The sequence below is a fragment of the Stenotrophomonas sp. SY1 genome (assembly GCF_021202945.1).
Lineage (GTDB): Bacteria > Pseudomonadota > Gammaproteobacteria > Xanthomonadales > Xanthomonadaceae > Stenotrophomonas.
The window spans coordinates 631678-645381 of the sequence record NZ_JAJOYR010000002.1; the positions used below are offsets into that span (position 1 = coordinate 631678).

Here is a 13704-nt window from a genome sequence, read left to right on the forward strand (position 1 = left end):
CTTACTTGCTCGCCTGGATCTGGTCAAACAAACCGCCATCAGCGAAGTGCTCGGATTGCGCCTTTTCCCATGAACCGAACGCCTGGCGGATGGTGACCAGCTGCAGCTGCGGGAAGCGGGCAACGTCGGCACGGTCGGCATATTCCGGGCTGCGCGGACGGTAGTAATGGCGCGCAGCGATGCGTTGGCCCTCCGGCGAATACAGATACTGCAGGTAGGCTTGGGCCGCTTCGCGGGTGCCGTGACGATCCACGTTGCGGTCCACCAGCGCCACCGACGGTTCGGCCAGGATCGACTGGCGCGGCACCACGATCTCGAACTTGTCCGGGCCCAGCTCTTCCTGCGCCAGGAATGCCTCGTTCTCCCAGGCCAGCAACACGTCACCGATGCCGCGCTGCACGAAGGTGGTCGTCGCCCCGCGCGCACCGGTATCCAGCACCGGCACGTTGCGGAACAGCGCGCGCATGTAGTTCAGCACCTTGTCGCGGTCACCCTTGAAGATGTGATCGGCGTAGGCCCAGGCGGCCAGATAATTCCAACGCGCGCCGCCGGACGTTTTCGGGTTGGGCGTCACCACCGACACGCCGCTGCGCAGCAGGTCCGGCCAGTCGCGGATGCCCTTGGGGTTGCCCTTGCGCACCAGGAACACGATGGTCGAGGTGTACGGTGCGCTGTTGTCCGGCAGGCGGTCCTCCCAGTTGCCCGGCAACAGCTTGGCCTTCTCGGCGATGGCGTCCACGTCGTAGGCCAGCGCCAGCGTCACCACGTCGGCCTCGATGCCATCGATCACCGCGCGCGCCTGCTTGCCGGAGCCGCCGTGCGAGGTTTCGATGGTGACGTTGTCGCCCTTGGTTTCCTTCCAATGCTTGGCGAAGGCGGCGTTGAAGTCGCGGTACAACTCGCGGGTCGGGTCGTAGGAAACATTGAGCAGCTGGATGTCACGCGCGAACGCCGCACCTGCGCTCAAGGTCAGCAGGAAAGCCAGCGAGGCGATACCGGTACGGGCAAGAAAGGAATGCTTCACGAAGGCTCTCCGTCAGAAGGAAACTTGCAGGCGTGAGAAAACGGCTTTTTCATTCGGCAGCTTGGCGGCACCGGCGACGGCATCGAAGCTGCTGTGCAGGTAGTTGGTCGCCAGCTTGAGGTTGGGCGTGAGGTACCAGTTGGCACCCACGGTCCACGAGCGGATATGCGAAGCGGACGTATTGGGGTCGGCAGAAAACGGGAACGCGGCTTCGTCGATATCCAACTCGCCGTAGCGCGCGGTCAGCTCGAAGGCACCCAATCCACCATTGACGCCGAACGGACGCGATGGCGTCACCCCGCGATAGCTGGCGTCCTCGCCGGTCAGCACATAACTGGCCGTGGCCTGCCAGGCGTGGTGCTTGAGGTCCTCGCGCCGTGTATCACGCGCCACTTCCTGTTGCGAGACGATGTACTCACCCTGCAGTCCAAACCCGTTGCGATAGAACCAGCCCTGCGGCGACCAGCGCAGCGTGTCGCCATCGGCGAGCACTGCGCTGCGATAGCTGAAGAACGTGGCCTGACCCGGCGTGCGGTAACGCGGCAGGTAGTTGGCGCCGCTGCCGTGCTTTTCACCGGCGCTCGCGCCCAGGCCGAAGCCCAGCCCGGCCCAGGCACTGTCGCTGCCCTTCAACGGCTCGAAGAACACGCGGCCGGCGTACTCGAAATCGTCGTCCGGATTGCTGCTCACCGCATCGCGGCCATCCACCGCGCCGTTGAAGATGCCCAGCGCATAGCTGAACTTGCCTTTGGCCACTTCGCCCTGCAACTGCACGCCGAGATCGCGGTTGGGTGCCAGCTCACTGGCCAGCGCGCGTTCGACATCCACCAACGCGGCGGATGACTGCAGGCGCTCCAGTCCGACCGGCGAGGTGAACTTGCCCACGCGCACCGTGTAGGCCGGGTTGAAGCGCAGGTCGGCGTAGGCATCGACGATGCTGGCGCTGTCACCGGCAAACTCCGGGGTGAAGCGGTAGGCCACCAGCTTGCCCAGCGAGCCTTCCAGCGTCGGCCGCGCGGTGCGCAGCAGGAAGGTGTCGTTCTGGCTGCTGTCGCCCAGGAACACGCGCGCATCGCCTTGCAGCAGGCCACGCAGCTTCAGCTCGTAGTTGCCGTCGCCGGACTTGAACGAGGCGCCCTTCTGGTCGACGGTGATCTTCGGTGCGGCCTTGGCGGTGGCCACGCGTTCTTCTTCCTGCAACTCCAGGCGGCGCTCGAGGATGCGCAGGCGCTGGTCCAGGTCGGCCAGGCCAGCACCTTCGATCGGTGCACCGTCGGATACGCCGGCCAGGCGCTCCAGCCGTTCCAGGCGCTGCTGCAACTGTTCCACGGTGAGCTGCTGCGCCTGCGCCGATGACCAAGCCCCACACAGCGCCACGGCCAGGCTGAGGGACAACAGCTTCCTGGTCGGCAATGTGAACGGGGGCGGTTGGGCAGTCATCGGCGGCTCCTGTGTGAAGGTTGGGTGGAGCGTCGATGCTGCGGGCGCACACCCGGCCGGAGAAATGACTTCGGGCACGGCGCTTATAGCCATCGCGCATGACGCCGCCGCCAGCGGCGGGGGCCGGCTAAAATCGGGGTTCCTTTCCGCCGCAAGACCCGCCATGACCGTTACTGCGAACACCTCCCCGCTCACCCGGCACTACGCCGAGGAACTGGACGCCATCCGCGCGCAGGGACTGTTCAAGTCCGAACGCATCATCACCAGCCCGCAATCGGCCGAAATCACCCTGGACGATGGCCGCACCGTGCTGAACTTCTGCGCCAACAACTACCTGGGCCTGGCCGACCACCCGGACCTGATCCAGGCCGCCAAGGACGCACTGGACAGCCACGGCTTCGGCATGGCCTCGGTGCGTTTCATCTGCGGCACCCAGGACCTGCACAAGCAGCTGGAGAAGCAGATCGCCGAGTTCTTCGGCAAGGACGACACCATCCTCTACGCGGCGTGCTTCGACGCCAACGGCGGCCTGTTCGAACCGCTGCTGGGCGAGAACGACGCGATCATCTCCGACGCGCTCAACCACGCCTCGATCATCGATGGCGTGCGCCTGTGCAAGGCCAAGCGCTTCCGTTACGCCAACTGCGACATGGCCGATCTGGAAGCGCAGCTGCAGGCTGCTGACGCCGCCGGTTGCAAGACCAAGCTGATCACCACCGATGGCGTGTTCTCGATGGACGGCTTCATCGCCCCGCTCGATGAAATCACCGCGCTGGCCAAGAAGTACAACGCGCTGGTGCACATCGACGAATGCCACGCCACCGGCTTCCTTGGTGCCACCGGTCGCGGCTCTGCCGAAGTGAAGGGCGTGCTGGAAAAGATCGACATCATCACCGGCACTCTGGGCAAGGCCATGGGCGGCGCGCTGGGTGGCTTCACCTGCGCCAGCGCCGAGGTGATCGAACTGCTGCGTCAGCGCTCGCGTCCGTACCTGTTCTCCAACTCACTGCCGCCGCACGTGGTCGCCGCCGGCATCAAGGCGTTCGAGATGCTCGCCGCCGCCGATGACCTGCGCGGCACGCTGGCCGAGAACACCGCCTACTTCCGCGAGAAGATGACCGCTGCCGGTTTCGACGTGAAGCCGGGCGTGCACCCAATCAGCCCGGTGATGCTGTACGACGCGCCGTTGGCACAGAAGTTCGCCGAGCGTCTGCTGGAAGAAGGCATCTACGCGATCGGCTTCTTCTTCCCGGTGGTGCCCAAGGGCCAGGCACGCATCCGCACCCAGATCAGCGCCGCGCACAGCCGCGAGCACCTGGATCGCGCGATCGATGCCTTCACCCGCATCGGCAAGGAGCTGGGCGTCATCAAGGGCTGAGCATCGCCTGCACGAAAAACAAGACAGGCGCCTAAACGGCGCCTGTTTTCGTTTCCCGGTAGAGCGGAGTCATGCTCCGCTGGAGTCCTACCGACAAAGCCTGCTGTAGAGCGGAATCATGCTCCGCTGGGGCCTTGCCACCTGCCGAGCATGGCTCGGCACTACATCAAGATGCTCAGTTCTTGGCCGGCTTGGCTGCGGCGGCCGTAGCCGGCGCCGGTGCACCCTTGGCAACGCGGATGCCGTTGGCCTTCATCCACGCGTCGAACTGGTCGGCGCTCATCCGCTTTTCGCCCTGCTGCATCAGGAAGCGGTAATTGCCCAGCGCATCCTTCTCCACCACCGGCGCGGTCGCCGTTACCGTGACTTCATCGCCACCGGCCTTGACCTGCTTGCCTGAGGACGCACAGCCGGCGAGAACCACGGCCGATGCCAGCAGCGCCGAAATGCCTGATACACGGATGAGCGTTTGCATGGCCCTGACCTCAGTGAATTAGAGCACCAGTCTAATGCATCACTACAGCAAGTCCAGCTATTCCACTGAATTTGTTGAACTAATTACCGTATTCAGTGAGAGCGGTATCGCATTCCCTGCGGCCAGCGCATTCAGTTCCGCCTGATCCAGCTCGCGCCACTGTCCCTTGGCCAGTTCACCCAGTTGCACCGGCCCGATCGCGACCCGCATCAGCCGCAGCACCTCAAAGCCCAGCACTTCCAGCAGACGACGAATATGCCGGTTGCGGCCTTCGTCCAGCACCACCTCCAGCCACGCGGTGCGCTGGCCGTGACGCAGCACCTGCACTGAATGCGCGGCCAGGTGCTCGCCCGCATCATCCACCCCTTCCTGCATGCACGCCAGCTGCCGTGCATCGGGCAGCGCATCCACCTGCACGTGGTAGGTCTTCAGCGGGCCGGTTGCCGGGTCGGTCAGGCGCGCAGCCCATTCCGGGTCGTTGCTGAAAAGCAGCAGGCCCTCGCTGGCACGGTCCAGCCGCCCCACCGGCGCAAGCCACGGCAGGCCCGCGCCTTCAAGGCAGCGATAGACCGTGTCCCGGCCCTGCTCGTCCTGCACCGTGGTCACCAGCCCGCGCGGCTTGTTCAGCGCCAGGTACAGCCGCCGCGTCGTGGTCAGCGGCTGGCCGTCGAGCAGCACTTTGTTGCGGCTGGCCACCACCGGAAATTCGGGGTCACGAATCACCCGCCCGTCCACGCAGACACGCCCATCAAGCACGCGCCGTGTCGCCTCGCTGCGTGAGCAGATGCCGGCCTTGGACAGCACCCGCGCCAGGCCGTGGCGCACCTGCGTGCCATTGCCACGGGAATGCGAACGCCCGCCTGGTTTAGCCGGGCGGGCGTTCGGTTGATGCGGAGGCTTGCGGGAGGCCATGCGTATCCAGGGCGGCTCCCGCCGCCTTACTTGACCTCGGTGGCCGGCTGCGCGGCAGGCGCGGCGGCTTCGGCCGGAACCGGGCGTGCCTTGACCACACGCACACCGCGCGCCTTCATCCAGGCGTCGAACTCCTCGGCGGTCATGCGCTTGCCGTTCTGGCTCATGTCAAAGCGCCAAGGCGTGTTGTCGAATTCAGTCTGCGGCTTGTAGGCGGCCGGGCCGTTGGCGTTGACCGCCGGGCGTGCCGGCATCGCGCTGGCCACGTTGTTGCAGCTTTCCACGCGCAGGCGCATCAGCACGCGGTCCAGCGATTCCTCGCCACCGCCGCTGAGCACGCCCGAAGGCAGGCCGAGCTGGCCCGGACGCACATACAGCTCCGAAGCCACCGGTGCGATGACCGTCGCCGGCAGCGGCGCGGCCGGGATCGCACTGGCCGAACAATCCACTGCTGCATGGGCGGCAGGCACGGCGGCCAACACGACAAGACCAGCCAGGGCAATACGCAGCATCGGATTTCCATTAAATCAGGGGAACGCGGCGAGTGTAGGCAGCGCCTGCACCGCTTTCAACCGTTATCTGCGACCAGCGGCCAAGCCTGTGCGCGGGCGCAAAAAAACAAGGCCCGGCAGATGCCGGGCCTTGCTGTGTTTCAACCGAAGCGTCCGATTAGTTCTGGACGTTCAGCTCGGTACGACGGTTCTTGGCGCGACCTTCCGGATTGTCCGAACCATCCGGGTTGGTGTTCGGGGCAATCGGACGGCTCTCGCCGTAGCCGATCGGGCCCTGCAGACGCGAAGCCGACACACCGTTGGTGGTCAGGTAGTCGTACACGGTCTTGGCGCGACGCTCAGACAGCTTCTGGTTGTAAGCGTCGGTACCCTTCGAGTCGGTGTGACCGGCAACTTCAACGCGCAGATCCGGGTAACGCTTCAGGATCTCGGTGGCTTCGCTCAGGATCGAAACAGCATCCGGACGCAGGGTGGCCTTGTCGAAGTCGAAGTTCACGCCCTTCAGGTCGATGGAGACCGGCACCGGGCAACCGTCCGGACCGATGGTCTGACCCGGCTGCGAATCCGGGCACTTGTCGTCGCAGTTGTTGACGCCGTCACCGTCGTCATCCAGGTCGGCGCAGCTCGGAGCAACCGGAGCCGGAGCAACGGCAGCAACCGGGGCCGGGCCCAGCGGAATCACGACGCCGACCGAAGCCAGCACGTCGCCGAACCAATCCGGACGATCGTTGTCGGTGCTGAACTGACGCACGCTCTGGTCGTCGAAGTCAGCGCGGTAAGCCAGTTCGGCACGAACGGCAACACGCTTTTCGAAGGTGGTCTGCAGACCGACGCCGACCTTGGCAGCCAGGTTGCCGTCCTTGCGGTCCTTCAGCTCACCACCGGTGGTCAGGTATTCCTCTTCCGACTTCTGGTAGCCCAGGCCAGCCAGCAGGTACGGGTTCCAGCCGCGGCCTTCATTGATGAAGTGGCGACGCAGATCCAGCGACACGCCGTACTGCGACCAGTTCTGGTCCTGGTTGTCGTCGAAATTCGGGTTCTGATAGTTCAGCTCACCGTCCAGCGACCAGTTCGGGCTGATGAACTTGCCCAGACCCAGCGTGGCGAACGGAGCGTCGTTGGTGCCACGGTCGCCGTCCTGGAAGTTGAAACCGGCCGAACCGGTCAGGTACCAGCGGTCGTCGAATTCCTGAGCCGAAGCGGCCTGGGCAAAAGCCAGACCACCCAGCAGCGCGGCGGTAAGGATCTTCTTGTTCATGAAATACAGCTCCTTGTTTCGGGGGTATGAAACCGGTAGAGGCATGGTCCAGCACAGCGATATTCGTCGCGTTCAGAGACGGCCGTTTCCGCACGCCATCGCGAGGCAGATTATGCGCTGGCCCGTGAAGACGATGTTAACGGCCATATAACAAATGAAGCGGCCACCAGACCTCCACGTGTCCGGCTGGGCGAACCGTATACAGCTTCATCAAGGGGCGCAATAGTCAGCCATGGCAAGGGTTCTGGCGTTATTGCTGCATTGCGGGTGGTTGCATCCGGCAAACCCCCGGAAACACGGGCTGCGTCGGCCGGTTACCGCCAGCTGAACCGTTTGCTGGGTATGATCATTTGGCCCCCAAGCAACGGAACTTTTCCGCATGAAAGCGATTGGCCTCACCCAGTACCTCCCCATCGACGACGCCCGCTCCCTGCAGGATTTCGACCTGCCAGCTCCCGCCGCGCCGCAGGGCCAGGATCTGCTTGTGCAGGTACACGCGGTTTCGGTGAATCCGGTCGATACCAAGCTGCGTGCGCCCAAGGCGCAACAGGAAGACCCGCCGCGTGTACTGGGGTTTGATGCTGCCGGCACGGTGCTGGCGGTCGGGCCGGAAGTCACCGCCTTTGAGGTGGGGGACGAGGTCTATTACGCAGGCGATGTCACCCGTCCGGGCTGCAACGCACAGTTGCAGCTGGTGGACGAGCGCCTGGTTGGCCGCAAGCCCAATACGCTGGATTTCGCCGAGGCCGCCGCGCTGCCACTGACCACGCTCACCGCCTGGGAACTGCTGTTCCAGCGCATGCCTTACCAGCTGGACGGCAAACGCCATGTTGGCAAGGTGCTGCTGGTGATCGGCGGGGCTGGCGGCGTGGGCTCCATCGCCATACAGCTGGGCCGCCATGCCGGCTTCACCGTGGTCGCTACCGCCTCGCGGGAGGAATCGTTGCAGTGGTGCCGGCAGCTGGGCGCCGACCATGCCATCGACCACCGCCAGCCGCTTGCTCCGCAGTTGCAGGCGGTAGGCATCACCCAGGTGGACGCGGCACTGAACCTGGCCAACACCGACCTGTACTGGCAGCAGCTGGGTGAACTGCTGGCGCCGCAGGGCCATGTCGGGCTGATCGTGGAGCCGGCCGGCGAGTTGCGCATCGGCGATCCCTACAAGGCCAAGTGCATCGGCATCCACTGGGAATTCATGTTCGCGCGGGCCCGCTTCCGGACCGCCGACATGATCGAGCAGCACCGCATCCTGACCCGCGCCGCCAGCCTGATCGATGCCGGCGAACTGCGCACCACCCTGACCCGGCGCCTGGGAGCGATCAACGCCGGCAACCTGCGCCAGGCCCATCAGCTGCTGGAGTCCGGCAGCAGCATCGGCAAGCTGGCGCTGGAAGGCTGGGACTGAGCAGCGACCCAGGCCACATCAGGATGTGCAACCGGCAGCGCGCGGTGTCGCGGCGCGCTGCCCTACCCCGTCACGGCAAGGCACCGCCTCCTTATCTTCTCTGGCAATGTTCACTTCAACGTTCCTGCTGCGCCTGGCGCAGCTGCTGGCCGGCTTGTTCCTGTTCGGCATCGCTTCTTCGCTGATGATCCGGGCGGGTATCGGCATCGCGCCGTGGGATGTGCTCAGCCAGGGCATCTCCCTGCGCAGCGGCTGGTCGTTCGGGCTGGTGACCAACCTGGTCGGCGCAGTGGTGCTGTTGATGTGGCTGCCACTGCGGCAGAAGCCTGGACTGGGCACCGTGCTGAACGTGTTGATCATCGGCCCCAGCGCCCAGCTCGGCCTGTGGTTGCTGCCAGCGGTCACCGGCCTGTTCTGGCAGATGCTGGTGTTCGGCGCCGGGCTGGTGCTGCTGGCCATCGCCACCGGCCTCTACATCGGTGCCCGCTTTGGGCCGGGGCCACGCGATGGCCTGATGACCGGGCTGCATGCACGCACCGGCTGGGCGATCTGGCGGGTACGTACCTTGATTGAAGCCAGCGCGCTGGGCGTTGGCTGGTGGCTGGGCGGCAACGTCGGCCTGGGCACGCTGGCCTTCGCGCTGCTGATCGGCCCGTTGTGCGGGCTTACCTTGCCGCTGTTCGACCGAGGCAACAGGGCCGTGGCCCCAGCCGCCACCTGAGCGGTAGTGCTGCCCAGCCATGCTCGGCAGGAGGCCCCCAGCCCGGGCGCACAGGTCGATCCATGAGGAGCTCCTTCCGCTGAGTGTTACCTGGTGGCAACGCCGGTGGCGCTTTGCCGAGCATGGCTCAGCACTACCGGGGGTCAGGGGTGCCCGGCCTACTTGCGGACGCGCAGCACCTGGTCGCGGATGTACCAGTCACGCAACGCCACGCCAGCAGCGGCACGACGCGCTGAAACAGTAGCAGCCGCGTCCGGCACCGTGCCTTCGGGCCGCACCTGGCGCGGGCTGTGCCAGGCATGCAGCAGTGGTGCATGCAACGGCATCAGCATGCCTTCGGCCGTATACATCCGGTCGAACTGGGCCAAGGCCTGACCGCCATCGCCCGGCGCCTGCCACAGGTTGCGCCCGGTGGCGAAGTAGCGCTGGCCAGGCACTGCCAGCGACACCAGGGTTGGAATCAGGTCCGCATGACCGGCGAAGGCGCGGGTATCCGGGCCGGCACCGGCAGGCGCATAGGCATCCGGAACCCGCAGCCATGCAAACACGCGGTCCACATCGGGTTGTTCGGCCGGCAGGTCGTAGCGGTAATGGGTGCGCAGATTATGGTCGCCGGCTGCGGCGATGATGGTGCGTTCGCCCAGCGGCCCTTGTCGCAGCGTCTGCACGAAGCCGCCGAATTCGTCAGCCTGGTACTGGTAGGTGGCCAACATGCTGCGCAGCTCGGCCTTGTCGTCCAGCGCGCGCGGGCCCAGCGCGGCAGGGTCCAGCGGCAGGTTGCGGCGCGGCGTATCCAGCTCGAACGGCGGGTGGTTGGTGGTGGTCAACAACACCAGGAACAACCGCTCCCCCTTGGCATCGGCCTGCACCAGCAGGTCCTCGGCGAAGCGGAACAGCCAGGCGTCATACAAGCCCCAGTCAGTGCCATGGGCATCGGCAAAGCGCGCACGGATATCGCGCGCGTCGTACACGCGGTCGAACCCCTGGCGGGTGAAGGCAGTGCCGATCTCGCGCCAGTCGCTGCCGCCGCCATACAGGAACACGGTGCGATAGCCGGCCCGCTTGAAGGGCAGCGCCGCCGAAGTATCAAACGACAGCCGCGCGTTGCGGCCACCGGTAAGCGGTGTGATCGGCGACCCCAGCAGCAGGTTTTCCAGCTGCGGGTGAGTGCCGTTCTGCCCGGAGATGAAGTTGTCGAAGCGATGGCCGTAGGCCAGCTCGGCACGCAATCGGCCCAGCAGATCATTGCCGGGGCCATCGCTGAACAGCAGGTCCTGGCCGAACGATTCCAGCAGTCCCATTACCACGTGCGGGGACTGGGCCAATGCCCGTGGCTGGCCCGGCGCCACCGGAAACAGCGCGGCGCGCACCTGCTCCGGCTCACCGGAAGGCAGACCGGCCACACGTGCGGCCTCCTCCAGGCTGGCAAAGCCAAGGCGACGAACACCGACCAGCGGATCGGCACCAATGTCGGTTTCCTTGGCGCGGATGCGCGCGGCGCGATACAGGGTCAAGGGCGCGTTGAGTACCAGCGCGTTGACGAAAGGATCCGCCGACACGGTCACATCGCGCCGTACCAGCGGGAATGTCCCCACGCTGCCACGTGCCAGCAACACCAGCAGCACGCATTGCACGACCAGCAGGCTGATCCTGCCCCAGTTGCCGCCGGCCTTGGGCCAGCGCGCGCCCAACCAGTGACCAGCGCGCGGCACGCTCCAGTGCAGCACCAGCGCCGCCACGCCCAGGCCGAACAAGCCGGGGATGACCGGATAGTCCTGCCAGACGGTTTCCAGGATGGCCCCGGTGTCGTCTTCGAACATGCCGAACACGATCGGATCAAAGCGCGTCTTATAGAACGCGTAATAGAAGTGTTCGCAGACGGACAACAGCACGAACGACAGCAGCACGCCGACCAGCATCCACTGCGCCCAGCGTACCGCCCGCCCGCGCCAACCAATCAGCCACAGCGGCGCCATCAGCAGGCCCACCAGCAGCGCGGCGGCCGCGCCGGCCACCAGGTCATAGCGCAACCCCTGCAACAACGCCGGCCACAGCAGCTCGTTGCCCCGCTCGGCGCCGGCATAGGCAACCCACAGGCACAGGCGCGCCACCGCGCCGAGCGCGGCAGTTGTGGCAACCAGCAGCCACAGCCGCGGGAACAGCCGCGCCGTTTGTGAAGGCAGGGAACGTGCGTGCATTGACAATCAATCCTTGACGACTGCTGCCCGATCGTGGGCGAGCGGCGCGCATTGTAATCACTCGGTCATGGATTGCAGTACTCAAGCCCTCGTCCACGCCGAGGATTGAGTACGCCTGCATTGCCAGTCAGAATGGGGACATTCCATACGCAAGCGTATCCACATGACGCCAGCCACTGATTCCGCCTATCCGCACCTGTTCGCGCCGCTGGACCTGGGCTTCACCCAGTTGCGCAACCGCATCCTGATGGGCTCGATGCACACCGGCCTGGAGGATCACGTCCGGGACTTCCCCAAGCTGGCCGCCTACTTTGGCGAGCGCGCCGAGGGCGGCGCTGCGCTGCTGGTCACCGGTGGCTTCTCGCCGAACGTGGTGGGCTGGCTGGCGCCATTCGGCAGCAAGCTGTCCTGGCCGTGGGAAGTGGGCCGCCACCGTCAGGTAACCGCCGCCGTGCACAGCCATGGCGCCAAGATCTGCATGCAGCTGTTGCATGCCGGCCGCTATGCCTACCACCCGCTGCAGGTGGCGCCGTCAAAGTTGAAAGCGCCGATCAACCCGTTCACCCCGCGTGCGCTGACAGCACGAGGTGTCGAGCGACATATCAATGATTACGCCCGTGCCGCCCGGTTGGCCCGTGACGGCGGCTACGACGGCGTCGAGGTGATGGGCTCGGAAGGCTATCTGATCAACGAGTTCATCGCTCCGCGTACCAACAAGCGCAACGATGCCTGGGGCGGTGATCCGGCCAAGCGCATGCGCTTTGCGGTGGAGATCGTGCGCCGCATCCGCGAAGCCTGCGGCCCGGACTTCATCATCATCTACCGGCTGTCATTGCTGGACCTGGTCCAAGACGGCAGCAACTGGGAAGAAGTCCTGCTGCAGGCCAAGGCCATCGAAGCCGCTGGCGCCACCCTGATCAACTCCGGCATCGGCTGGCATGAGGCACGCGTGCCGACCATCGCCACCTCGGTACCGCGTGCGGCCTTCACCGGCGTTACCGCCAAGCTGCGCCCGCATGTGAACGTACCGGTGATCGCGGTCAACCGCATCAACATGCCCGACGTGGCCGAACGGGTGCTGGCCGACGGCCATGCCGACATGGTGTCGCTGGCGCGCCCGTTGCTGGCTGATCCGCAATGGCCGGCCAAGGCCCGCGCCGGCAAGGCCGAAACGATCAACACCTGCATCGCCTGCAACCAGGCCTGCCTGGACCATATCTTCGTCAACAAGCGCGCCACCTGCCTGGTCAACCCACGCGCCGCGCATGAAACCGAACTGGTCTACCGCCCGACCACCGCACCCAAACGCGTGGCGGTGGTCGGCGCAGGCCCGGCCGGACTGGCCTGCGCCACGGTGGCGGCCGAGCGCGGCCACAAGGTCACCCTGTTCGATGCCGCCAGCGAAATCGGCGGCCAGTTCAATGTGGCCAAGCGCATTCCCGGCAAGGAAGAGTTCCACGAGACGCTGCGTTACTTCCACCACCGGCTGACCGATACCGGCGTGGACCTGCGCCTGGATACGCACGTGGATGCCGGCGCACTGGCTGGTTTCGATGAAGTCGTCATCGCCACCGGCATCTCGCCACGCAAGGTGGATTTCCCCGGAGCCGACCACCCGATGGTGGTGAACTACCTGGATGTGCTGCAGGGACGGGTCACCGCCGCCGACAAGGTGGCGATCATCGGCGCCGGTGGCATCGGCTTCGACGTGGGTGAATTCCTGGTGCATGAAGGCCAATCGCCCTCGCTGGATACCGCGCGCTGGATGGCCGAATGGGGCGTGGATCCGACCTTCGAAAAGCGTGGCGCCCTGGTCAAGCCGCAGCCCGAAGCGCCCGCACGCAAGGTCTGGCTGCTGCAGCGCAGCCCGGGCAAACCCGGCGCCCGCCTGGGCAAGACCACCGGCTGGATCCACCGCGCCACGCTCAAGGCCAAGCACGTGGCCATGCTGGGCGGCGTGGAGTATCTGGGCGTGGATGACCACGGCCTGCGCATCCGCGTGGACGGCCAGGAACAGCTGCTCGATGTCGGCAACGTGGTGATCTGCGCCGGCCAGGAGCCGCAGCGCGAACTGGCCAATGCGCTGCAGGCCGGTGGTCGCAACGTGCACATCATCGGTGGCGCCGACGTGGCGGCAGAGCTCGATGCCAAGCGCGCGATCGATCAGGGCAGCCGTCTGGCGGCGGCGCTCTGACCTCGTGAACTGTTGAGAGCAAAGTTCCCTTCTTCAATCCCCGGCGCGCGCTGCGCCGGGGGAATATCCAGGACAGTGCAGTTACCCTCCCTGCGCCGATCCGCTCACGCAATCTCACTTTAAATCACAAATCCATCACACTTCGACCCCTGCAACAAACCTGAATGTCAAGAAAGGCCATTCAGGA

Annotated in this window: 11 protein-coding genes; 4 read left to right on the top strand and 7 right to left on the bottom strand. The window is 65.6% G+C overall.

Going from position 1 to position 13704, the window contains the following annotated elements:
* Position 1 precedes the first annotated feature (1 nt).
* Entirely contained in the window at positions 2 to 994 is a 993-nt protein-coding gene (locus tag LR961_RS14365) for a sulfate ABC transporter substrate-binding protein (protein ID WP_232151158.1), read from the bottom strand.
* A gap of 42 nt (positions 995 to 1036) precedes the next feature.
* Positions 1037 to 2464: a porin gene (locus tag LR961_RS14370; RefSeq protein WP_232150604.1), complete on the bottom strand. Its 1428-nt coding sequence runs from the start codon at positions 2462 to 2464 to the stop codon at positions 1037 to 1039.
* A gap of 163 nt (positions 2465 to 2627) precedes the next feature.
* Between LR961_RS14370 and kbl the strand changes: the two genes are divergently transcribed.
* Positions 2628 to 3842, top strand: coding sequence for a glycine C-acetyltransferase (kbl, locus tag LR961_RS14375; RefSeq protein WP_232150605.1), 1215 nt, complete (start codon positions 2628 to 2630; stop codon positions 3840 to 3842).
* Positions 3843 to 4017: 175 nt separating this feature from the next.
* On the opposite strand, the gene LR961_RS14380 is transcribed toward kbl, so the two are convergent.
* From LR961_RS14380 to LR961_RS14395, 4 genes are all read right to left on the bottom strand, one after another.
* Positions 4018 to 4317 carry a hypothetical protein gene (locus tag LR961_RS14380; RefSeq protein ID WP_232150607.1) on the bottom strand — a complete coding sequence of 100 codons (300 nt, stop codon included), beginning with the start codon at positions 4315 to 4317 and terminating at the stop codon, positions 4018 to 4020.
* 57 nt (positions 4318 to 4374) lie between these two features.
* A complete protein-coding gene (locus LR961_RS14385) occupies positions 4375 to 5229 on the bottom strand; it encodes a pseudouridine synthase (protein WP_232150609.1) in 855 nt (284 codons plus the stop codon).
* A 26-nt stretch (positions 5230 to 5255) separates the two neighbouring features.
* Positions 5256 to 5741 carry a hypothetical protein gene (locus tag LR961_RS14390; protein ID WP_232150611.1) on the bottom strand — a complete coding sequence of 162 codons (486 nt, stop codon included), beginning with the start codon at positions 5739 to 5741 and terminating at the stop codon, positions 5256 to 5258.
* 157 nt (positions 5742 to 5898) lie between these two features.
* On the bottom strand, positions 5899 to 6999 hold the full coding sequence (locus tag LR961_RS14395; RefSeq protein ID WP_232150613.1) for an OmpA family protein: 1101 nt from the start codon (positions 6997 to 6999) through the stop codon (positions 5899 to 5901).
* Between the two features lie 379 nt (positions 7000 to 7378).
* Between LR961_RS14395 and LR961_RS14400 the strand changes: the two genes are divergently transcribed.
* Positions 7379 to 8404, top strand: a complete 1026-nt coding sequence (locus LR961_RS14400; RefSeq protein ID WP_232150616.1) for a zinc-binding alcohol dehydrogenase family protein — start codon at positions 7379 to 7381, stop codon at positions 8402 to 8404.
* 106 nt (positions 8405 to 8510) lie between these two features.
* Positions 8511 to 9125 (top strand): hypothetical protein, encoded by a 615-nt coding sequence (locus LR961_RS14405; RefSeq protein WP_232150617.1) that lies wholly within the window; start codon positions 8511 to 8513, stop codon positions 9123 to 9125.
* A gap of 158 nt (positions 9126 to 9283) precedes the next feature.
* Here the strand turns inward: LR961_RS14405 and LR961_RS14410 are convergent, their stop codons facing one another.
* Positions 9284 to 11323: an LTA synthase family protein gene (locus LR961_RS14410; protein ID WP_232150619.1), complete on the bottom strand. Its 2040-nt coding sequence runs from the start codon at positions 11321 to 11323 to the stop codon at positions 9284 to 9286.
* Between the two features lie 163 nt (positions 11324 to 11486).
* On the opposite strand from LR961_RS14410, the gene LR961_RS14415 reads away from it, so the two are divergent.
* The gene (locus LR961_RS14415) at positions 11487 to 13517 is read left to right on the top strand and encodes an NADPH-dependent 2,4-dienoyl-CoA reductase (protein WP_232150621.1); all 2031 of its coding nucleotides are present in this window, start codon (positions 11487 to 11489) and stop codon (positions 13515 to 13517) included.
* Positions 13518 to 13704 lie beyond the last annotated feature (187 nt).